Source organism: Aeromonas sp. QDB14 (assembly GCF_027707845.1).
Taxonomy (GTDB): Bacteria; Pseudomonadota; Gammaproteobacteria; order Enterobacterales; family Aeromonadaceae; genus Aeromonas; species Aeromonas caviae.
Window position 1 is genome coordinate 37,268 of the sequence record NZ_JAPCJD010000020.1, and the last position, 21,571, is coordinate 58,838.

Annotated in this window: 15 protein-coding genes; 6 read left to right on the top strand and 9 right to left on the bottom strand. The window is 64.1% G+C overall.

Annotation, left to right across the window (positions count from 1 at the left end; all coding sequences use genetic code 11):
- Positions 1-17: 17 nt before the first annotated feature.
- The 3 genes from pbpC to PG887_RS09050 form a co-directional block, all read right to left on the bottom strand.
- The gene (gene pbpC / locus PG887_RS09040; protein ID WP_199769620.1) at positions 18-2,426 is read right to left on the bottom strand and encodes a penicillin-binding protein 1C; all 2,409 of its coding nucleotides are present in this window, start codon (positions 2,424-2,426) and stop codon (positions 18-20) included.
- On the bottom strand, positions 2,392-7,281 hold the full coding sequence (locus tag PG887_RS09045; RefSeq protein ID WP_270821529.1) for an alpha-2-macroglobulin family protein: 4,890 nt from the start codon (positions 7,279-7,281) through the stop codon (positions 2,392-2,394). Before PG887_RS09045 ends, pbpC begins: the two co-directional genes overlap by 35 nt.
- Positions 7,282-7,447: 166 nt before the next feature.
- The gene (locus tag PG887_RS09050) at positions 7,448-9,136 is read right to left on the bottom strand and encodes an FAD-dependent oxidoreductase (protein ID WP_104455698.1); all 1,689 of its coding nucleotides are present in this window, start codon (positions 9,134-9,136) and stop codon (positions 7,448-7,450) included.
- Positions 9,137-9,270: 134 nt separating this feature from the next.
- Here PG887_RS09050 and PG887_RS09055 point away from each other — a divergent pair, with 134 nt between their 5' ends.
- The 3 genes from PG887_RS09055 (at position 9,271) to PG887_RS09065 (ending at position 13,864) form a co-directional block, all read left to right on the top strand.
- Positions 9,271-12,210 carry a sensor domain-containing phosphodiesterase gene (locus tag PG887_RS09055; RefSeq protein ID WP_069652719.1) on the top strand — a complete coding sequence of 980 codons (2,940 nt, stop codon included), beginning with the start codon at positions 9,271-9,273 and terminating at the stop codon, positions 12,208-12,210.
- 75 nt (positions 12,211-12,285) lie between these two features.
- Positions 12,286-13,128 (top strand): pyruvate formate lyase 1-activating protein, encoded by an 843-nt coding sequence (pflA, locus tag PG887_RS09060; RefSeq protein ID WP_270821531.1) that lies wholly within the window; start codon positions 12,286-12,288, stop codon positions 13,126-13,128.
- Between the two features lie 94 nt (positions 13,129-13,222).
- Complete coding sequence (locus tag PG887_RS09065; protein WP_041215455.1) at positions 13,223-13,864, top strand: energy-coupling factor ABC transporter permease; 642 nt, start codon at positions 13,223-13,225, stop codon at positions 13,862-13,864.
- Positions 13,865-13,921: 57 nt separating this feature from the next.
- Here the strand turns inward: PG887_RS09065 and PG887_RS09070 are convergent, their stop codons facing one another.
- The 4 genes from PG887_RS09070 to PG887_RS09085 all read right to left on the bottom strand — a co-directional run bounded on the left by PG887_RS09070 (position 13,922) and on the right by PG887_RS09085 (position 17,073).
- A complete protein-coding gene (locus PG887_RS09070; protein WP_043156313.1) occupies positions 13,922-14,614 on the bottom strand; it encodes an ABC transporter permease in 693 nt (230 codons plus the stop codon).
- Between the two features lie 3 nt (positions 14,615-14,617).
- Complete coding sequence (locus tag PG887_RS09075) at positions 14,618-15,358, bottom strand: ABC transporter permease (protein ID WP_010674269.1); 741 nt, start codon at positions 15,356-15,358, stop codon at positions 14,618-14,620.
- Positions 15,359-15,463: 105 nt separating this feature from the next.
- Positions 15,464-16,237, bottom strand: coding sequence for an ABC transporter substrate-binding protein (locus PG887_RS09080; protein WP_010674268.1), 774 nt, complete (start codon positions 16,235-16,237; stop codon positions 15,464-15,466).
- A 65-nt stretch (positions 16,238-16,302) separates the two neighbouring features.
- A complete protein-coding gene (locus tag PG887_RS09085) occupies positions 16,303-17,073 on the bottom strand; it encodes an ABC transporter ATP-binding protein (RefSeq protein ID WP_010674267.1) in 771 nt (256 codons plus the stop codon).
- 532 nt (positions 17,074-17,605) lie between these two features.
- Here PG887_RS09085 and PG887_RS09090 point away from each other — a divergent pair.
- Positions 17,606-18,508, top strand: coding sequence for a lysine exporter LysO family protein (locus PG887_RS09090; protein ID WP_104456090.1), 903 nt, complete (start codon positions 17,606-17,608; stop codon positions 18,506-18,508).
- 82 nt (positions 18,509-18,590) lie between these two features.
- Here the strand turns inward: PG887_RS09090 and iadA are convergent, their stop codons facing one another.
- Positions 18,591-19,721, bottom strand: a complete 1,131-nt coding sequence (iadA, locus tag PG887_RS09095) for a beta-aspartyl-peptidase (RefSeq protein WP_270821533.1) — start codon at positions 19,719-19,721, stop codon at positions 18,591-18,593.
- 58 nt (positions 19,722-19,779) lie between these two features.
- On the bottom strand, positions 19,780-20,559 hold the full coding sequence (locus tag PG887_RS09100; protein ID WP_010674264.1) for an ABC transporter substrate-binding protein: 780 nt from the start codon (positions 20,557-20,559) through the stop codon (positions 19,780-19,782).
- Positions 20,560-20,624: 65 nt separating this feature from the next.
- On the opposite strand from PG887_RS09100, the gene PG887_RS09105 reads away from it, so the two are divergent.
- Positions 20,625-20,948, top strand: a complete 324-nt coding sequence (locus tag PG887_RS09105; protein WP_270821534.1) for a hypothetical protein — start codon at positions 20,625-20,627, stop codon at positions 20,946-20,948.
- On the top strand, positions 20,945-21,556 hold the full coding sequence (locus PG887_RS09110) for an acyl carrier protein phosphodiesterase (protein WP_270821535.1): 612 nt from the start codon (positions 20,945-20,947) through the stop codon (positions 21,554-21,556). Before PG887_RS09105 ends, PG887_RS09110 begins: the two co-directional genes overlap by 4 nt.
- Positions 21,557-21,571: the final 15 nt, after the last annotated feature.

The window sequence follows — 21,571 nt, forward strand, 5'->3', positions numbered from 1 at the left end:
TGGCGCTCACCACGCCCTCAGGAGGGGTTTTCCAGCCGAAACTCGATGCGATCGCTGTTTCCCGCCTCATCCACCACCACCAGCTGATAGCGGCCCACCTTGCTCACTACTTGATCCCCGTCCCAGCGCAGCCGCTGGCCGTTGAGAAACCATGCCGGCTTGCCGACACCGCCCAGCACCCTGGGCTGCAACCGATAGCGCTGACTGCGGATAAGGTTGCCCTCCCCCAGTGCCAGGATGCGGATGGGGGCCTGCTGCTCGGCGCTCTGCCCCTCCCCCGCGCAGCCCCTGGCAAGCAGCGCCTGACGCCGCTCGCCGGGTGTTCGCCAAGGCTCCAGCGACAAGGGCCAGAGGGCCCGAAAACCAGATTGCGCTGCATCGGGGCAACGGGTCAGAGTCGGCTTGCCCGCGGCGGTCAGTGCGACCTGGCGCAGCGGCGAGGGCCAATCCATGGGATCCGGCAAGGTGGGAGGGTCGCGCCCTTCCAGCAACCAGGCGCTCTGATGCTGCAAACAGGCCTCAGGCAGGGTCGCGCTCCCCTTGCGCCCCAAGGGCCAGCAGATCTCCGCTTCGCTCACCGTGTTGGGTTGTGCCGGCAGGGGGCTGTTGTCCGAGAGCCGCGAATAGACAGAAAGCAGCAGTGGCACTGCCGCGCTCTGTCCATAAAAGCCGGGCATGGGGGTGCCATCGGGGCGACCAAGCCAGACGCCGATGGTCCAGCGACCGGAGACCCCCATGGCCCAGCTGTCGCGATAGCCATAGCTGGTGCCGGTCTTCCAGGCCAGCCGGTTGACCCGGCCGGTCGCCTCACTGGCAAAGGGCTGATCCGCGCGCCCCTGGGCGCTCAATATCTGCCAGATGATCCAGGCGGCCCCCGGGCTCAGCAAGGGGCGTGACACCGCCTGCTGCCCCGCCAGCCAGACCGGCATCGCCACCTGCCCCTGCCGGGTCAGTGCGCTGTAGAGCGCCACCAGCTGCTCGAGTCGAATGCCCGCTGCCCCCAGCGCGATGGCCGGATTAGGCTTGTCGGAAAGGGCCAGCCTCACCCCGGCGTTGTCGAGACGGCTGACCAGTTTGTCCGGCCCCAGCGCCTCCAGCACCTGCACCGCCGGCACGTTGAGGGATTGCTGCAGCGCTTGGGCCAGGGTCACCGGTCCCTGAAAGGCACCGGAGAAGTTGGCGGGGCGATAGTCCGAGCCCAGCCTTGGCGCATCGGAGAGCAGAGAGGCCGAGTGCACCAGCCCCTCGTCCATCGCCAGACCGTAGATGAAGGGCTTCAGCGTAGAGCCGGGAGAGCGGATCGCCTGCACCATGTCGAGGTAACCGTGGCGACGCAAATTGCCATACTCGGCGCTGCCCACATAGGCGCGCACCGCCATGGTTTTGTTGTCGACCAGGAGCAACGCCGCTGAGGTCTGTTCGGGGAAGCGACGGATATAGCTCGCCACCCGCCCCTCCAGCCAGCGCTGCAGATCCCCGTCTATGGTGGTGTGCACCAGGGCCCCGGCCTGATGGTCGGCGGCGAGGCGGGCAAACAGCGGCGCCTCCATCGGCGTGAAGTGACCGCGGGCCAGCACCGGCTCGATGCGTCCCTCCAACCATACCTGTTCGGGCCAAACGCCCTGTGCAACCAGCCGCTGCATCACCTTGTCGCGGGCGGTGCGGGCCCGCTCGGGATGCCGGTCCGGCCGGTTGCGGCTGGGAGCCTGCGGCAGCACCGCCAAGAGCGCCGCCTCGGCATAGGTCAGCTTGGCTGCACTCTTGCCGAGATAGGCAAAACTTGCCGCCTGCACCCCCTCCAGATTGCCGCCAAACGGTGCCCGGTTGAGGTAGACGGTAAGCAAGGTGCGCTTGTCATAGTGCCACTCCAGCTGCAGCGCACGGGCCATCTGGCGCAGCTTGCCGGGCACGCTCCTGTGGTAGGGCTCGATAAGGCGCGCCACCTGCATGGTGAGGGTCGAGCCCCCCGACACAGCGCGTCCGTAATGCAGCCACTGCCAGATCCCGCGCACCATGGCCACCGGATTGACCCCGGGATGACGCCAGAAGTAGCGATCCTCGTAGCCCAGCAGCGCCTCGATATAGCGGGGGGAGACCTGCTCCAGGGTCACGGGGTAGCGCCACACGCCGCTGGTATCGGCAAAGGCGCGCAGCGGTCGCCCCTTCATGTCGAGCACCACCCGCGCGTAGGCAGGATCGAGTGGCGGCGGCGGACATAGTCGATCCAGCGCCAGCAATGACAGGAGCAGTACTACAACGCCCAGCACCGAAAAGCGCAGCCAACGTGGCAGGCCACCAAGCCAATGCAAGCAAGCGCGGCCAGTGCGACCCAGGCTCAGCCAGCCACGCTGCCAGAAAGTGAGCGGGCGAACCCGCTCAAGGGAGGGTTTGTTACTCAGAGATACGCACCTCGTGGATATCCTCACCCACAGCCCGGATCTCGGGTCGGTACATATCCTCCACCTGGGTCGGCGGCACCTGATAGCGACCCGGCGTCACCGCCCGCATCAGGTAGACCAGTTGCTGGTTGCTCCCCTCGCTCAGATCCAGCGCCGCCGTGTAGCGGTCATCGCGAAACTCCTGATGCTTGAGGTAGTCGTTCCACTCGCTCTGCCACGCCGGTTTCCCCTCGATGGAGAGCTCTTCGAGCTTGATGCTGTTGCCAAGGGCCGGGTTCTCCAGCTCGAAGCCGGCGGGCACCATCTCCACCAGCAGGGCATCGGGCACCGCCGATTCACTGCTGACATTGAGCCGCACCACCACCAGATCGCCGACCTTCACCTTGGTCGGGTCAAAACGCTGACCGTCGCTGTTGAACCAGCTGCGGGTCACGCTCATTCCCTTGCTGATCCGTGCCGGCGCCTGCTCGGGGTAACCGACCAGGGTGCGCTGCACATAGAGCGAGCCCTTGCCCTCGTTGGTGACAGAGCTCGCCGCCAGTGCCTCGGGGGCACCCTGCTGCAGCGGAACCGAACCGCTCAGGGATCCACTGCCAAGAGAGGAGGTTACCCTGGCCTGCCAGTCGACGGCCGGATCGAAGCGGGCGAGTCGCAGCAGGGCGAGCCGCTCCTGGGTGCTGAGCCACTGACGGTGAGCCAGGGTGTCGGCCACTTTGCCACTGAGGGCCGGCCAACGCTCCGCAGCCAGCTTGTGCTGGCGCAGCAGGGAGAGCTCAAGGGCTTGGTCGCGCAGCGGCGAGCCGTAATCCCCCAGATAATCGTCCCCGCGCTCGGTCGCCAATGCCCGGCTGAGGGCCTTGGCGGCGTTCTGCTCATCCCCCATGGCCGAGAGGGCCAGCGAGAGGTGCAAGAGCGGCAAACCCGAGCGGGCGTGATCGGCCTGCTGCTCCCAGACAAGGCGCAGGGTAGCGAGCGGCGCCTTGCCCACCCGGGCCAGCACATAGGCACTGTAGGCCTGATAGGCCAGCCGGCTGTGCTCGGGGGCACTGCTCCAGCGCTCACCATACTGACTGTCGGTAAGATAGCTCTGCAACCGGTTCAGCGCCTGATTGAGCATCGCCTCCGGCACGGCGTCGCCCGCCTCCTTGCGCGCCAGCAGATAGTCGGCGGCATAGGCGGTGAGCCACTGCTCCTCGTCGGAGCGACCATCCCACAGGCCAAAACCGCCGCTTGGCAGTTGCAACCGCTGCAGCCGTTGCAGCAGGGCGCGTTGCACATCCGCCTCACTCGCCGCTTTCTTGCCCTCTGCGGGTTTGCGCCAGACGGCCCGCTCATCGGCTGTGGTCAGCAAGTAAGGCCAGGCACGGGACAAGGTCTGCTCCAGACAGGCATGGGGGTAGTCGGCCAGCGCCTGCCACTGGGCTGCCGGATCCCAGGGGGGAGTGCCGGAGAGGCTGAGCAGCCCCTGCAGATTGGCACGATCCAGCCCGGCCAGCTCAGCTGGCGCAAAGCTCATCTCTTGGCCGGGAGCCAGCATCTGGTAGCGCTGGCGAGTCTCGGCAGGCCAGGGGGAACGCAGCGGCAAAGTCCAGTCGCGGCTGATGGCAAAATCCTTGCCGCTGGCAGCCAACTGCAGGCTTGCCACACCGCTCGCCCCGGTCACGGTGAGCGGCAGGGTCAGCCACTGCTCTTCGCCGTTTTTAAGGGCCAGGGTGCCGGGCAGCTCGCCGTTTGCTTTCAGCCCGCCGTTGAGGGTCCAGGCAAGGGAGAGGGTCTGATCCTCACCGCTCATATTGCGCAGCTGCACCAGGGCCCGGGTCTCATCCCCTCTGGCGCCAAAGCGCGGCCAGCCGATCTCTGCCACCAGCGGCGCCACCACCTTGACGGCGCGCTCGGCCTCGCCCACCTGCTGTTCGTTCCAGGCCAGCGCCATCAGCGCCAGCTCGCCGTTGAAGTTGGGCAGATCGAGCGGGATCACCGCCTTGCCGCTCTCATCAAAACTCACCTCGCCGCTCCAGAGCGCGGCGATCTCGACCCGGCTCTCCAGCGCGCCGCCCTTTTTCAGCGGCGCCCGGTCACCCCCGTAGTTGAGGCGAGCCAGCTTGCCATCTTGCGGCGGGATCACCTGGCCGTAGTTGTCGAACAAGTCTTGGGCGAAGCGCTTGCGACCAAAGAAGATCTCGAACGGGTCGAGTGGCCGGTAGTCGCTGATATTGAGCACGCCCCGATCCACCGCCGCCAGCACCACGCGGCCCTGACTGTTGGGGGTGGAGGTGGCGGTCACTTCCAGCCGGGTGAGCGGCACCGCTTTGTCCGGCGCGCTCAGGGTGAGCGGCAGACGACGCGCTTCCCGATCCAGGGTGAGCGGCACCAGACCGACCGATCGCAGGCTCTGCACACTCTTTTGGCTCACCGGCTTTGAGTCACTGTCTGGCGCGGCGATCTGGGCCGAGATATGCAGATCATGGCGCAGCCACTCGGGGCTGACCGGGATCTCGAACTCGCCGCGGGCATCCTTGGCATCGCCATCGGCGCCCTTGAGCTCGATGCGCTGCCACCAGCGCAGGCCGTCACCATCTTCCACCAGCAGCAACCCCTTGCCGGGGCGCGGGGCCACCAGCGTCACTTTGGCCTTGTCCCCGGCCTGATAGGCGCGCTTGTCGAGAGTGATGGCGATCTTGTCGGGCCGTGCCTGCTCGCCACCGCCGCCCCAGGCGTAGCTGCCGATCTCCACCCGCAGGCTCGATTGATGGCCCTGACTGTTCTCCACCTCCAACCGATACCAGCCCGCCGCCAGTGGCAGCGTGAGCAGGGTCGGCCCCTTGCCATCCAGCTGCAGGGTCTGCTCCTGCTCCAGATAGGGCTGGCTGTTGAACTCGTACTTCCACCCCTCCCCATCGGCGTAGTGCCAGTAGTAGTCGCGGTACTCGTTGATAAGGCGCACCTTCACCGCCCCCGCCACCGGCTGGCCTTGCTCATCGAGGTTGAGGATCTGGAAGGGGAGCGGCTTGCCCCCTTCTACCCGATCCGCCACGAAATCGGCCTTGAGTGCCGGCCACTGGCTGCCGGCGGGCCAGCCATACTGGGTGCGGCTGCGATTGACGGCGCGGCCGCCGGGTTCGGAAAGCGACACCCTATAAGCCACCTCCAGCGGCCCGAGGGCACGCACCCCATCGAGCTCATCAGCAAGCGAAAAAGTCCCCTGCCCCTGCGCATCAAGGGTGAGATTGAGAGGCTCGAGATCCTTGGCCTGCTCGGCGAGCAGCACGTCACCCAGCGTGAACTCCTGCCACTGGGTAAAGGGCATGGTGGCGCGGCTTAACTTCACCTCCGCCTTGGCCTTGGTGGCGCTCGCTGGTGCGCCGTAGAGATAGTCCCCTTGCAGCGGCAAAGTGAGGGCGGCGTCCAGACTCGTCACTTCCCCATCCGGCCCCTTGCCAAGCTGCAGTTTCAGCCGCTCCGGCAGAAACTCCTCCACCAGAAAAGGCCACTCGAAGCGGCTACCGGCGGCAGTCTTGAGGTTGATGGTCCAGCGCCCGAGCGGCGCATCCTCCAGCAGATGCAGGCCGTAGTGGGCCGCGCCCAAATTGTCCGGCAGCAGGCGCTTTTGTTCGAGCAGCTGGCCGTCCGGCTGTTTCACCTCCAGCTCCACCGCCATGCCCGGCAGCAGCTGGCCATCCTGCCCCTTGAGCAGGATCTCGCTGTCGAGCCGCTCGCCGGGGCGATAGAGATCGCGCCCGCTGAACAGATAGAGCTGTTGGGCCTGCCAGGGCTGGGTGCCGAGATCGAAGGTGGAGAGATCGAGGGCCGCCCCATCGAGGCGCAGCACCGCCAGATGGTTGCCCTGCTCGGCCAGCAGCAGGCGAGCCCCCTGCACCTGATCGAAGCGGCGATGACCTTGGGGGTCGGTGGTTTGCACCTGCAGCCGGTTGCCCTTCTGGTCGAGCAGGGAGAGCTGCACATCCTTGAGGGGGTCGGCGCTGGCCAGGGAGCTGACGAACACCTCCAGCTCATCGCGGTAACGGCGGGCACTGAGCCCCATGTCGCTCACCGCAAAGTAGGTGGTCTCCTTGCGCCAGTCGTAGTTGCCAAGGGGGGACATTACCGCAAAGTAGACGCCAGCCTCCGCCAGCTGCGGCTCCTTCACATTGATGAGGCGGGTCTCGCGCCGGTTGGCATCGAGCTCCAGCGCATAGCGGCCGCTGAACACCCGCTTGGCCCGCTTGGTGATCTGTTCAAGTTCCCAGTTGCCCATGCCGGCACCGGGGCGATACTCGGCCAGGAAACGGGGCAGATACTCCGCATCGACCCGGAAGAAGTCGATATTGACCTCATCCACATTGACCGCGCTGATGGGCAGGCGCAGCTCGTCGCGCAGCGGCAATACCATGCCGCTCGCGGTAAACGACGCCCCCGCCTCCAGCGGCCGGGTCTTGAGAGTCCAGCTCTGGGGGGATGGGCCCAGCCCCGCCTTGAGGCTCACCTCGTAGCGTTTGTCGGGTTGCACGTTCGGGAAATAGAGGGTGCGACCATCGTCGGCGAGGATCCACTCCCCCTGCACCTGCTTGCCCCCTTCACTCACAGAAAGCCAGCTCTGCCAGTTTGCCTTGGGCACCAAGGGGCCGGAGAAGACCAGGGCCAGCGCCGGGGCATCGCGGTATTGGCGTGCATTGGCTTGCACGACTGAACTCGGCTCCCCTGCCTCCTGCCGGGCAGTGGATTCGGTGGTCGGTACCTGGCTGGCAGGCTTGTCGGGGCCACAACCGGCCAGCAGCAGCGCAGTGAGCCCCGCCAGCAGCAGGGCCGACCAGCGGCGCCCGGGGACGGCCGTCTGTTGCGGTGAGGAACAAGAGAAGCGAGGGTGAGAGTCGACGCGGCGCATAAAATGTCATCCCTGATTGGCTCGCTGCCAGTGCAGCGCAATAGCCAACAGGATAAGGGATCAGGCTCGCTTGACACAAAACTCATTGCAGTTAAAACGCCGGCAGCCTCCGCCAGATGCAACAGCGCCGACCCTGGGGTCGGCGCTCGCTTGTGGCTGTGACGAGTTACTCCATTACCGCCATCTGCCAGGTCTTGAAGCCGCCGGAGAGGTTCTTCACCTTGAAGCCGTGCTGGCTCAGCAGGCGACAGGCCACGTGACCGCGCAAACCCACCTGGCAGCTGATGAGCAGCTCTTTATCCCTGGGCAGCTCATGGAGGCGGCCGCGCAGCTCATCGAGGGGGATGTGCAAGGCGCCCGGGATGCGACCAAGCTTGTCGAGTTCGGGGCCATTGCGCACGTCCAGCACCTGCTGATTGGGGTGACGGGCCTCGACCTCGGCTGCGTGGCAGAGCAGGGTATCCCCCTTCAAGTGGTTGCTTGCCACAAAGCCCGCCATGTTGATCACATCCTTGGCCGAGCCGAAGGGCGGTGCATAGGTGAGCTCCAGATCCTGCAGATCAAACACGGTGAGACCGGCGCGCTGGGCCACCGCCAGCACGTCGATGCGCTTGTCTACCCCGTCCTTGCCGATGGCCTGGGCGCCGTAAATCTTGCCATCGGGGGCAAACAGCAGCTTGAGGCTGACCGGGTGGGCACCGGGGTAGTAACCGGCGTGGCTGCCCGGGTGGACATAGACCTTCTCGAACGGCAGCCCCAGCTGCACCAGCCGCCTCTCGTTCAGCCCCGTGCTCGCCACCGCCAGATCGAACAGCTTGCAGATGGCGGTCCCTTGCGTCTTCTTGTAGGTTTCGCTTCGCCCCAGCATGTTGTCGGCGGCGATGCGCCCCTGGCGGTTGGCGGGGCCCGCCAGCGGGATCAGCACGGACTCGCCGGTGACAAAATCGATCTCCTCCACCGCATCCCCCACCGCGAAGATGCAGGGATCCGAGGTGCGCATGCCCGCATCCACCTTGATGCCGCCCCGCGGTCCCAGCTCCAGCCCCGCCTTGGCGGCGAGCAGCGTCTCGGGCTTGACGCCGATGGCGAGGATCAGCAGCCCGGTATCGAGCCGGGTGCCATCACTCAAGGTCAGGCGTAATCCACCCCTTTGTTCTGTGGCCACGGCAGCGGTTTTTTCCGCCAGCACATCCAGGCTCTCGATGGCCGAGAGGCCGGTGCGCAGGCGCAGATCGATGCCCTCCTCCCGGATACGGGCATGGAGCATGTTGGCCATCTCTTTATCCACCGGCGCCATCACCTGATCGGAGAGCTCCAGCAAGGTGACGTCCAGCTTGCGCTGGTGCAACGCCTCCATCATCTCAAGCCCGATGAAACCGCCTCCCACCACGGTGACGTGGCGCGGCTGATCGTGCGCCAGCGCCGCCAGAATGCGGTCCATGTCGGGAATATTGCGCAAGGTGTGCACACCCGGGCTGTCAATGCCGGGGAACGGAGGCCGGATGGGGGCCGCACCCGGGCTCAGCAGCAGCACGTCGTAGGCTTCGCGCCGCTCTTCGCCGCTCAGCAGGTTGCGCACCAGCAGGCTCTTGCCGGCCCTGTCTATCTCGATGACGTCGTGAAACACCCGCACATCCACGTTGAACCGGCGCTTGAAGCTTTGCGGTGTTTGCAGCAGCAGGGCATCCCGATCCGGGATATCCCCCCCGATATGATAAGGCAGACCGCAGTTGGCGAAGCTCACGAACTCGCCCCGCTCGAACATCACAATCTCCGCCTCTTCGCTCAAACGGCGGGCACGGGCGGCGGCGGACGCCCCCCCGGCCACACCACCCACAATCAGGATCCGTTTCATCTGCAAGACTCCACTCAACAGGAAATGGCCAATAAATTAGACTTATCTAATTTAGAATTCAATGAAATTTTGTTTGCCACGGATTTGCAGTATTCTTGCCCTCCGACAATTGCTCAACAGGATAGTGTCAGTTCATGTCGTCTACCGCGCTCAGCCATCTTCCGACCGCCAGCCAGGCGCCCCTGTTTTTCCGCCTGGATACCCGTAGTCAACGGCTGGTCGCCCTGACCGATGTGATGCAGACGCCGCTCCACTGGCTCGACGAGCCCCGCAGTGCCTGGCCGGCCCAATTGCCGGACGCCCTGCGCCAACCCATCGAGCAGCGGCTGGCCAGCGGCAAGGGGGGCAAGCTGGTGCTGCGCTTTGACGCCCTCCTCTGGCACATTTCCCTCTCCCACGAGCAGGACGCCTTCTGGCTCATCTGCCTGCAGACCCAGTCCCAGGAGAGCGCCGCCAGCCTGTCCCTGCAACTGCCGCGCCTGAGCCAGATGGCCAGCCAGCAGCAGTATGACGCCATGCTGGAGAGCCTCAAGGAGTGCCTGGGGGCCGATCGCCTGATCCTCTGGCACTACCAGGCCCATGGCGCCCTTGGCGGCGAGCAGCTGACCCCGGTGTTCACCCTGGGGGTGGACGCGCTCGGTGCCATTCGCGGAGACAGCCGCTACATCCGGGCCCTGCGCGCCCGGGGCGCCCTGAGCTTCTCGGAGGCGGCCCACCAGCCCATGTTGAGCCAGCACTACTATCTGGCCGATGCCAATGTCTGCTCCCGCCTGGACGGCGCCTTGCTGGAGCAGGAGAAGCTCATCGGCGTGCTCAGCCTGGAGTATGCCGAGAGCACCCTCATCAGCGATGACACCCTGCAACTGGTGCGTCATTGCGCCCGTTTGCTCGGCCACTGGCAGCCGGACCCCGTGGCGACCGACGCCCCGGACCTCGCGCCTCCCCCGGGGCTTGCCAACCTGACCGGCAACGATTACTGCCGCGCCCTGCTGCGCTGGGCCATGGGCCTGAGCGGTGCCCACAGGGGCTGGATCGGCGAGTTTCAGCCTCGCGGCCAGGATCTCTGGCTCATTCCCCGCTGCGTGGTGGAGGGGGATGCCTTCGCCGTCGTCAAACCCATGCCCATGGACATCGGCCCGGGCCGGGAGATCTTCCAGCACGGGCAGAGCCTCTACGTGGAAGATCTGGCCCTGCGCTATCCCCAGTCCAGCCAGCTGCTGGCCCTCGACGCCAAGGCCTATGTCGGCATCCCCTTCCCGGGGCCAAATGGTCTCCCCCTGGGGCAGCTCACCCTGCTGCTCGCCACCCCCCTGGCCGATCCCGCGCCCCTGCTGGACGTCCTCTACGAACAGCGCGAGCGGGCCGCCAGCGAGTTGCAGCGCCTGGCCAATGACGATGCCCTGCGCCTGGCCGAAGTGGCCTTCAACACCCACGACGGCCTGCTGGTGATGGATCACGGGGGCATCATCCTCAAGGTCAATGCCTCCTTCAGCCGCATCACCGGCTTTGCCAGCGAAGAGATGCTGGGCCTGCACATCGACGCCCTGAGGCCCACCTACTATGGCGACACCCTCAAGGAGGAGGTGATCGCGGCGGTCAACCGGCAGGGATACTGGCTCGGGGAGGAACAATGCCTGCACAGGGAAGGACACCTCTTCCCGGTGCGGCTCATGGTGAGCGGGGTCAAGGACGAGGAGGAGGAGATCAGCCACTTCGTCTGCAGCTTCCACGACATCACCCAGGAGAAAGAGACCGCCCGCCACATCGAGCGCCTCGCCTACTACGACGACCTGTGCGATCTCTACAACAGGCGCAGCCTGACCGACATCATGCAGCGCACCCTGCAGGCCCCGAGTGGTCAGTGGGGGGCCCTGCTGCTGCTGGATCTGGACAACTTCAAATCCATCAACGACTCCCTCGGTCACGCCTGCGGCGATCTGCTGCTCCAGGCCGTGGTGGTGCGACTCAAGTCCCTGCCCCAGGAGAACCTGGTGCTCGCCCGCACTTCGGGTGACGAATTTGCCCTGCTCTTCACGGCACTGGGCCAGGGCTATATCACCGCCAAGATCCTGGCGGAGCACTTTGCCCGGGAGCTGATGGGGATCTTCCGTGCCCCCTTCGACATCGGCGATCACAAGCTGCACTGCAGCGCCTCCGTGGGGATCAGCCTGTTCAGCGATGACGACAAGGATCACCTTGTCCTGATGCAGCAGGCCGATACCGCCGTCCACATGGCCAAGCGCGCGGGCCAGGGCAACCATATCTTCTTCAGTGAAGCCATGGCGGAAAAAGAGAAGAGCAAGCTTTCTCTCAACAACCAGCTGCGCGATGCCCTGCGCAACAACGAGCTGGTGCTGCACTACCAGCCCCAATACCGGGTCGACAACGGCACGCTCTCGGGCATAGAGGCGCTGCTGCGCTGGCAGAAGGCCGACGGCACCATGGTGCCACCCGGGGAGTTCATCCCCATCGCCGAGGAGACCACCCTGATCCAGGAGATAGGCTACTGGGTGATGAAGACCGCCTGTGCCCAGTACAGCTTCTGGCTCAACAACGGTCTCGCCATCCCCCATCTGTCGGTCAACGTCAGCGCCCGCCAGTTCCACACCGCCGGTTTCGTGCAGCAGGTGGAGTACATTCTGCGGGACACCGGGGTGCCCCCGTCGCGCCTGCTGCTGGAGATCACCGAGTCCGTGGTGCTGGAAAACCGGCTGGAGAGTATCGCCAGGATCCGCCAGCTCAAGGCCCTCGGCCTGCTCATCTCCATCGACGACTTCGGCACGGGCTACTCGTCCCTGGCCTATCTGCGGGATCTGCCCGCCGACGAGGTGAAGCTCGACAGAAGCTTCATCCAGACCCTGGTCCACAGCGAACAGGACAAGGCCATCGTCAAGGCCATCCTGGATCTCGCCCGGGTGTTTCGTTTCACCGTCACCGCCGAAGGGGTGGAGGAAGAGGAGCAGCTCGCCGTGCTCAAGGCCCTGGGATGCCAGCATTATCAAGGCTTCCTCACCAGCCGGCCGCTCCCCGTCAAGGCACTGGAGAGCCTGCTGGGTGCCACCCCTGCGGGCTAAACTGGTAGGATTTATAGGGCTTTCTGTCATAAAATAACGACCGCTCGAACCTTGTCCGCACCATTGGAGTCGTCTATGTCAGTCATTAACCGGATCCCCGCCGTTGAATCCAAGGGACCTGCCACCCCCAGCACGCAGCGGATCCCGACCGTTGAAGCCAGCGACACCGGCACTACCGACATCATTGGCCGGATCCATTCCGTCGAGACCTGCGGGACCGTCGACGGCCCCGGCATCCGCTTCATCGTGTTCATGCAGGGCTGCCTGATGCGCTGCAAGTATTGTCACAACCGGGACACCTGGGACACCCAGGGCGGCCGCGAGGTCACCGTGCCCGAGCTGATGAAGGATCTCACCAGCTATCGCCACTTCATGAATGCCTCCGGCGGTGGCGTGACCGCCTCCGGCGGCGAGGCCATGCTGCAGCAGGAGTTCATCGCCGAACTGTTCACCGCCTGCAAGGCCCAGGGGATCCACACCTGCCTCGACACCAACGGTTTCGTGCGTCACTACGACGAGCTGCTCGACCGGGTGCTGGACAACACCGATCTGGTGCTGCTCGACATCAAGCAGATCAACGACGAGAAGCACATTCCCCTCACCCACGTCAGCAACAAGTACACCCTGGAGTTCGCCCGCTACCTGGCCTCCCGCGGTCAGACCATGTGGATCCGCTACGTGGTGGTGCCCACCTGGTCCGACGATGACGAGAGCGCAGAAGGACTCGGCCAGTTCATCGCCGAGCTGGGGGAGTGCGTCGAGAAGGTGGAGCTGCTGCCCTACCACGAACTTGGCAAGCACAAGTGGGACGTGCTGGGAGATACCTACGATCTGGTCGGCATCAAGCCCCCCAGCAAGGAGACCATGGACAGGGTCCAGGGCATCCTTGGCAAGTATCACCCCAACGTGAAGTATTGAGACAGGAGGCCGCCCGGCAGAGGGCGGCCTCTTTTCATTGCGCCGGCATTCGCCACGGCGCCATCAACGACAGCCGCATCCGGGGGAACCGCTCATGAGTGAAGGACAAGTCGCCGCCCTCCTGCTCTGGCTGGTGCTGCTCGCCTTCAGTCTGAACGCCTCCCTGCTGCGCACCCTTGGCGCCCACCCGCTCTATCAGCATCTTTGCCTCGGCGGCGCCATCGTGCTGGTACCGCTGTGGACCTTGCGGGCCGGGTTGCACGAGGGGCTCGAGATCCACTTTCTCGGCCTCACCAGCCTGACCCTGTTGCTGGGCTGGCGCCTCGCCCTGCTCGCCCCCTGCCTCACCCTGCTGCTCCTCGCTTACTTCGGGGTCATCCCCCTGGCCGACATCGGCTGGCAGGCCCTCATCGGCGTTGCCCTGCCGGTGGCCACCAGCTGGCTGCTGTTTCTGGGGAGCTGGGCCTGGCTGCCTCGCCACCTCTTCGTCTACCTGTTCGTGGCGGCATTTCTCGGGGGGGCGCTGAGCATCTCGGCCAAGGTGATCGCCAGCGCCCTGCTGATGGGGGTGAGCGGCACCTACTCCTGGCACACCATCAGCGCCGACTACCTCTCCATCTGGCCGCTGCTGCTCTTCCCCGAGGCGCTCCTCAACGGCATGACCATGACCCTGCTCGCCGTCTATCGCCCCCACTGGGTCAACACCTTCTTCGACAGGGAGTACCTGGGTCGCTGAACCTGCCCGTAGTCCATAAAAAAAGCCCGCAGTTGCGGGCTTTTTCTCTGCTGGCAGTCAGACGCTGCGCGGGCGCAGGTGGGCATGCCAGCGGGCTTCCCACTTCTTGAACAACCAGACGATGACGAAGGTGAGCAGCATGTAGAGCAGACCTGCGGTCAGGAACGCCTCGAACGGGCTGTAGTAGCGGGAGTTGATGATCCGCGCGGCCCCCGTCAGATCGACGATGGTGATGATGCCCGCCACCGCCGACCCCTGCAGCATGAAGATCACCTCGTTGCTGTAGGCCGGCAGCGCACGGCGAAACGAGTTGGGCAGGATGATGCGGGTGAGGGTCTGCCAGCGGGTCATGCCAAAGGCGCTTGCCGCTTCTATCTGCCCCTTGGGCATGTTCATCACGGCGCCGCGCACTATCTCGGCGGTGTAGGCGCCGGTGTTCAGAGTGAACGCCAGCAGGGCACAGAACCAGGCTTCCGAGAAGAGGGTCCAGGCCGCACTGTTCTTGAGCCACTCCCACTGGGCGGCACCGTAGTAGATGATGAAGAGCTGCACCAGGAGCGGGGTGCCGCGAAAGAAGTAGATATAGGCCCAGATTGGCCCCTTGATCAACCAGTTGCGGCTGTTGCGCAGTATGCCCATGGGCACCGCCAGCATGAGCCCCAGCATGAGCGAGGCGGCCACCAGCCAGATGGTGGTATAGAGACCCTCCCAGTAGGTGGGCCACTCCTTGAGAATGATCGAGAAATCCATGGCTTACCTCGTCTTGATGGCGTAGTGACGCTCGGCCCACTTGAGCGCCGAGGTAGAGACTGCGGTGAAGACCAGGAAGATCAGCGCCACCGCCATGTAGAAGGTGAAAGGCTGCTGGGTCGAGCCCGCCGCGAGCGACGCCTTTCGCACCATGTCATCGAGCCCGATGATGGAGACCAGGGCCGTGGTTTTCAGCAGCACCAGCCAGTTGTTGCCAAACCCGGGCAGGGCGTGGCGCATCATCTGGGGAAAGAGGATCCGCACAAAGACCTGGCTTGCCCGCATGCCGAAGGCACGGGCCGCCTCGAGCTCCCCCTTGTCCACCGCCAGGATGGCGCCGCGGAAGGTCTCGGTCATGTAGGCACCGAAGATGAAGCCGATGGTGGCGACCCCGGCCGCAAACGGGCTGATGTCGATGTAATCGGGCAGCAGGGAGACCCACTCCTGGTTCGGGTTGCTCGCCAGCAGGTGGTTGTTGTAGGCCTCGTTGACCCAGGTACAGATCCCGTTGATGAGCACCTGGCCGCCGAAGAAGAGCAGCATCATCAGCACCAGATCCGGGATGCCGCGAATGACGGTGGTGTAGGCCGCCGCGATGCCGCGTGCCCACTTGTAGGGAGAGAGCTTGGCCAGGGCCCCCAGCATGCCGAGCACCAGGGCCAGCAGCAGGGAGGCGAGCGCCACCTCCAGGGTGATCCAGGCCCCCTCCAGCAGAGAGGTTTCGTATCCTTTCAAATCAAACATATGCAATGCAGCTCCATCGCAATCGGGCCCGTCACTCCCAGCGGAAGGCAACGGGCCCGATGACTACTGACGGGATCAACCTGTCGTTGTTCGCCTGACGTCGGCTTACTCGCCGTACACGTCGAAGTCGAAGTACTTGTCGTTGATTTCCTTGTACTTGCCATTGGCACGCAGGGCCAGGATGGCGGCATTGAATTTCTCTTTCAGATCCTTGTCGGCCTTGCGCACCGCGATGCCGGCACCCTCGCCAAACCACTTGGGATCGGTCAGTTTCGGGCCGATGAACTCGAAGGCATCGCCCCCTTCCTTCTTCAGCAGGCCGTCGCTGATGGCGGCGGAGTCGGCCATCACGTAGTCGACACGGCCGGATTTCAGATCGAGGTAGGCTTCATCCGCAGTGCCGTAGCGCTTGATGGTGGCGTTGGGGAAGTTGTCGGTGATGTAGGTGTCCATGGAGGTGGCACGCTGCACGGCGATGGTCTTGCCGTCCATGAAGGCCTTGTCGAGCTGGATCTCGGTCCCTTTCTTGGCGGCGAAGCGCGCCGGGATGTGCTGGTACTTCTGGGTGAAGTCCACCTTCTTCTTGCGCTCTTCGGTGATGTCCATGGTGGCGATGATGGCGTCATACTTGCGCGACAGCAGCGCCGGAATGATGCCGTCCCAGTCCTGCTTGATCAGGGTGCACTTCACCTTCATCTCTTCGCACAGGGCGTTGGCGATGTCGATGTCGAAGCCTTTCACCTCGCCGCTCGGCTCGGTCCAGGAGAAGGGGGGATAGGCCCCTTCCACCCCGATCCGGACCTCTTTCCACTCCTTGGCCATCAGGCTACCGGAACACAGGGCCGTCATCACGGCAGTCGCCAGCATCAGCTTGTTCATGTATCTCTCCTTGATAAACACGTCGATCGTTGAAAGTACGGATGGTTGAAATTGAATCCCGTCCATCAATAGATGGACGAGATGAATTGCTTGAATCGCTCCGACTTGGGATGGGCGAAGATCTCCTTGGGATTGCCCTCCTCCTCCACGCGCCCCTGGTGCAGGAACATCACCTTGTTCGACACGTCGCGGGCGAAGGACATCTCGTGGGTCACCACCATCATGGTACGCCCCTCTTCCGCCAGCTCGCGCATCAGGCCAAGGACCTCCCCCACCAGTTCAGGGTCGAGGGCCGAAGTAGGCTCGTCAAACAGCATCACCTCGGGCTCCACCGCCAGCGCCCGGGCGATGGCGGCCCGCTGCTGCTGACCGCCGGAGAGGTGACCGGGATAATAGTCGCGACGCTCCCACAGCCCCACCCGGTTGAGCAGGTGCTCCGCCTTGGCGATGGCCTCGGCACGGGGCACCTTGAGTACCTGGATGGGCACTTCGATGATGTTCTGCATGATGGTCATGTGGGACCAGAGATTGAAGCTTTGAAACACCATGGCCAACCGGCTGCGGATACGCTCCACCTGGCGCATGTCTTCCGGCAGGCGTTCGCCGGAACGGCTGGTTTTCATCCGGATCAGCTCCCCATGGAGGGAAACGCTGCCCGATGAGGGGGTTTCAAGCAAATTGATACAGCGTAGAAAGGTCGACTTCCCCGAACCCGAGGAGCCGATGAGGGAGATCACATCCCCCTTGTGGGCCGTCATATCGATGCCCTTGAGCACTTCGTGGGTGCCAAAATACTTGTGCAGATCACGAACTTCCAGTGCGGCAACGTCGCTCATCCATTACAACCTTGTCTGTCCCTAGACGCCGCTTCGGCGTGACTCCACCATCGTCCATTTAACAAAACGTTAACCGATGGCAACCTTCAGCGAAAATATCATTGAGGTAGTGAAAAAACAATACAGAACCGAGGTATTTGGTGTTTTATCTGTATTTTTATTGGCCTATTGAGTATTTTTCAGCACTTTGTCTGCATAAAATCCATTTTTTGTCGCACCTTCCCTACCGCTCTTTTATACCCGCAGCGCACTGGTAGCAAGCATATTTCACCATATCCGCCAGATGTCATCTAAAAGGACTTTATTCACCCAGGCAGATTCCCCTTCTCTCGTCATTTCATGGGGATGAAATTGATTTTTCAGGTGATGTGCCCCTCTTTCTCTGTTTGCGTGCACAGCTGGCTGTCATCAAAAAACACAACAATATGATAAAAAAGTCCCGTATGGGCCATGCTGATGCACAGATCCGTGACACAGGTGCAACAAGTCGTGATAAGGTGCCGTTTTTCCACGTTTTGTGATCGAGGCCCCGATGTTGCTCAATGTGTTGCTGATCCTGCTGCCGCTCGTGATCGGCTATCTGGTTCCCCTCTCTTCCGCCCGTCTGATCAAGCTGGTCAACCAGTCCCTGGGCAAGATGGTCTACCTCATCCTGTTCCTGATGGGGCTGGGGCTGGCCTATGTGGAGAACCTGGGCAGCAACCTGGCAGTGATCTTCAAGGTGGCAGGGGTGATGCTCGCAGCCATTACCCTCTGCAACCTGCTGGCCCTGTGGTGGCTGGACAAACGCAGCCCCCCCACCCACGAGGCCAGCGACGGCAAGATGCCGAGCAAGCTGCACCTGTTATGGGAATCCCTCCAGCTCTGTTTCGTGGTGCTGGGGGGCGTCTTGCTGGGGCTGGTGGTGGACCTGCGTGCCCTGCCCATCGACAAGTTGAGCGAGTGGGCCCTGATGCTGCTGCTCTTGCTCATCGGCATCCAGATGCGCAACTCCGGCATGCGCCTGCGCCAGATCCTGCTCAATCCCTGGGGCATGAAGATCGCGCTCACCGTCATCCTCAGCAGCTGGCTCGGCAGCCTGCTGGCCGCCCAGCTGCTCGGCATGCCCTCTGCCCATGGCCTCGCGATGAGCTCCAGTTTTGGCTGGTATTCGCTCTCCGGCATTCTGGTAGCGGACAAGCTGGGCCCGGTGCTGGGCTCCGCCGCCTTCATCAACGATCTGGGGCGCGAGCTTATCGCCATCCTCATCATCCCGGTGCTGATGCGCCGCCACCCCAGCGCCGCCATCGGCTACGGCGGCGCCACGGCGCTGGACTTCACCCTGCCTGTCATCCAGAAATCCGGCGGCATCCAGGTGGTGCCGGTGGCCATCGTCTCCGGCTTTATCCTGAGCCTGCTCGGCCCCATTCTGATACTGGGGTTTCTCGCCATCTGAACCCCATGGCACGACAAAGCCCGGCACTGCTGCCGGGCTTTTTGTTGATGAACTGAGCGGGCTGGATGACAGGCGCCGGTATTCAGGTGCGCCACCGCCCCCCACTCATCACCCGCTCGATGGCGAACGTATCAGGATCGATCAGCAGCAGATCCGCATCCTGCCCTACCCCCAGGGTACCCTTGCTCGCAAGCCCCAGCGCCCTGGCCGGATTGGCCGTCACTACCGCCAGTGCCGTCTCCAGCGCCACCCCCTTGCCGCAGGCCGCCACCACCTCCTGCCACAGGCTCCCTATCTGGCCGCAGCGCAGCTCGATGAGCCGCCCCTCGCTGTCAAAGCGCGGCAGACTGGCGTTGGCATCCGAGCTGAAGCTGATGCGATCCACGGGCACGCCCGCCGCCAGCAACGCCACCAGGGCGTCGGCCGCGAGCCGCTCCCCGTCATCCAGCAGATCCGGGAAGCTCGACGTGGTGAGGTCGACCCAGCCGCCTGCCCGACCCCACTCGATGGCCTCGGCAAAGAGCCAGGGATTGCGGTTGCAGTGGGTGGGGTAGAGCTGGCGTTGCGGGATGTCGGTGCCGTCCCGCAGGGCCCGCAGGGGCGCCAGCGCCCCGCGGCCATCCCCCAGGTGAAAGAAGCTGACGCCACTTTTGCCGGACAACAGCCCGGCCACCCGCGCCTCGCTCGCCAGCCGCGCCAGCTCGTCGTGGGTGGGGGCGCTGGACCTGTGATCGCTGATGGCCACCTCCCCCACCCCCAGCACCTCGGGGATCAGCATGATGTCCGACTCCACCGTGCCGGTGAGGGTCTTGACCGGCAGGTGGTAGGAGCCGGTGTACATGAAGGCGCTCACCCCGGCGGCGCGAAACTCGCGTACCTTGCCGAGCACCTGGGCCGGGCTGCGGGTCAGGCTGTCGGTGCCGAGCGCCGCCACGAGCGTGGTAACCCCCGCCGCCAAAGCTTCCCTTGCCGAGAGCTCCGGCGTGCGAAAGCCGAAGCCTCCCTCGCCGCCCCCTCCCGTGATATGGGCGAGCGGGTCCACCAGTCCGGGCACCAGATAGCGGCCGCCAGCGTCCACCCGCCTCAGTGGCCAGTCAGCCGGAACCGTCAGTCCCTTGCCCATCCAGGCGATTCGGCCATCCGACACCAGCAAATCCTGCTGGCCGAGCGGGGCCGGACTATGGATCTGCGCGCCCTCGATCAGGGTCAACATGGGGTCTCTCCTTGCTGCATGAAAAAGGAGGGAGCAGGCTCCCTCCGACTGTTACCCATCAACCGCCATAGATATCGTACTTGAAGTACTTCCGGTTGATCTCCTGATACTTGCCGTTGGCGCGCAGGGCCTTGATGGCGTCGTTCAGCCTGGCCCTGAGATCCGGATCCCCCTTGCGCACCGCGATCCCCATGCCATCGCCAAACCATTGACGGTCGGTCAGGGCCGGCCCCACATAGTCGAACTTGTCGCCCCCTTCCTTGCCAAGCAACCCCTGTTCGATGGCCGAGGCGTCGGCCAGCAGGGCCAGCACCCGTCCCGCCTTCAGGTCGAGGTAGGCTTCATCGGCACTGCCGTAACGCACTATGGTGACGCTGGAGCCGAAGTTGTCGGTCAGGTACTTGTCGTGGGTGGTGGCCCGCTGCACGCCGATGCGCTTGCCCGCCATCCCTTCCGGCGTCAGCGTCAGTTCGGTGCCCCTGGCCGCCACGAAGCGGTTGGGAATGTGGGCATATTTCTCGGTGAAGTCGACCTTCTTGCGCCGCTCGTCGGTGATCGACATGGCGGCGATGATGGCGTCGTACTTGCGCGACAGCAGGGCCGGGATCATGCCGTCCCAATCCTGGGCCACCAGTTCGCACCTGACGGCCATCTGCTGGCACAGGGCGTTGGCAAGATCGATGTCAAATCCCTTGATCTCTCCGGACGCATCGGTCCATGAGAAGGGTGGATAGGCCCCCTCCACGCCAAAGCGTACCGTCTTCCACTCCTTGGCGGTGACGGGGGCGGCGAGCAGACAGGCAGCAACAAGGGCTGACAGGGTCAGTGTGGTCTTCATCGTGAGTACTCCATTACATAAAAAGCGCACAGGCGCGGTCAAGGCATCGCAGGCAGAGGCAAGCGATGGCCAACAAACGGCAAATTGCAGATGAGCGGGATTACGCCGCCATGGGCGTCAATGAACTGCTCCGGGGCCTCGACCTATTCGTCGAACCACTCGGAGAGATAGAAAGGCTTGAAATAGAAGGCCAGAAAAAAGCCTCTGGCTTTGCGCATCATGGTGATTTGTCGCGTCCTGTGACAAAGATGGCAAGTACCTTACCACGCCTCAAATTTGCCCAGCAAGGGGACTTGGGGATGAAACATCCTGCCCATGGTCAATCCGGCCACGATTCGTTAGGCTCGGATCACCCGTTCACGCCCAGGCACGCGAGCCCCATCCCATGAATTTTCTCGCCCACCTCCATCTGGCGGCCCATACCGGCAGCTCCCTCACCGGCAACCTGCTGGGGGACTTCATCAAGGGCCCGCTGCCGACGGGTCTGGCTGACCACTTCGACGAGGGGATCTGGCTGCACCGCAAGATAGACGCCTTCACCGATGCCCACCCGGCCCATCGGGCCGCCGTGGCGAGCTTCGCCCCCCCCTGGCGCCGCTTCGGCGGCATTGTGGTGGACATGCTCTACGATCACTGGCTCAGCCAGCACTGGCAGAGGTTCAGCGCAGCCCCCCTGCCCCGCTTTCTGGCGCAGAGCTATGGTCATCTTCTCCTGGATCATCACAGCCTGCCACAGGGCCTGCCGATGGCCCTGCGGCACATGGCCGAGCAGGACTGGCTGGCCTCCTACCAGTATCGGGAAGGGGTGGGGGCGGCCCTCAACGGCATCGGTCGTCGGCTGCGCCGCCCCGTGCCGCTCGGGGAGGCGCTCCACGCACTGGATCAGGCTCGCTGGACCGAGGCCGAGCACGCCTTCCTGCACTTCTACCCGGAGCTGATGAGCTTTTGCGAGGCGCAGATCGCCGCCCACCGCACGGCCACCTCATCCCCACCATAAAAAACGCCCCGAGCG

Bases quoted from the DNA above. Each gene is read 5' to 3' on its own strand.
- PG887_RS09045 (WP_270821529.1), bottom strand. From the start codon at position 7,281: ATGCGCCGCGTCGACTCTCACCCTCGCTTCTCTTGTTCCTCACCGCAA.
- PG887_RS09050 (WP_104455698.1), bottom strand. From the start codon at position 9,136: ATGAAACGGATCCTGATTGTGGGTGGTGTGGCCGGGGGGGCGTCCGCC.
- PG887_RS09055 (WP_069652719.1), top strand. From the start codon at position 9,271: ATGTCGTCTACCGCGCTCAGCCATCTTCCGACCGCCAGCCAGGCGCCC.
- pflA (WP_270821531.1), top strand. From the start codon at position 12,286: ATGTCAGTCATTAACCGGATCCCCGCCGTTGAATCCAAGGGACCTGCC.
- PG887_RS09065 (WP_041215455.1), top strand. From the start codon at position 13,223: ATGAGTGAAGGACAAGTCGCCGCCCTCCTGCTCTGGCTGGTGCTGCTC.
- PG887_RS09070 (WP_043156313.1), bottom strand. From the start codon at position 14,614: ATGGATTTCTCGATCATTCTCAAGGAGTGGCCCACCTACTGGGAGGGT.
- PG887_RS09075 (WP_010674269.1), bottom strand. From the start codon at position 15,358: ATGTTTGATTTGAAAGGATACGAAACCTCTCTGCTGGAGGGGGCCTGG.
- PG887_RS09080 (WP_010674268.1), bottom strand. From the start codon at position 16,237: ATGAACAAGCTGATGCTGGCGACTGCCGTGATGACGGCCCTGTGTTCC.
- PG887_RS09085 (WP_010674267.1), bottom strand. From the start codon at position 17,073: ATGAGCGACGTTGCCGCACTGGAAGTTCGTGATCTGCACAAGTATTTT.
- PG887_RS09090 (WP_104456090.1), top strand. From the start codon at position 17,606: ATGTTGCTCAATGTGTTGCTGATCCTGCTGCCGCTCGTGATCGGCTAT.
- iadA (WP_270821533.1), bottom strand. From the start codon at position 19,721: ATGTTGACCCTGATCGAGGGCGCGCAGATCCATAGTCCGGCCCCGCTC.
- PG887_RS09100 (WP_010674264.1), bottom strand. From the start codon at position 20,559: ATGAAGACCACACTGACCCTGTCAGCCCTTGTTGCTGCCTGTCTGCTC.
- PG887_RS09105 (WP_270821534.1), top strand. From the start codon at position 20,625: ATGGCCAACAAACGGCAAATTGCAGATGAGCGGGATTACGCCGCCATG.
- PG887_RS09110 (WP_270821535.1), top strand. From the start codon at position 20,945: ATGAATTTTCTCGCCCACCTCCATCTGGCGGCCCATACCGGCAGCTCC.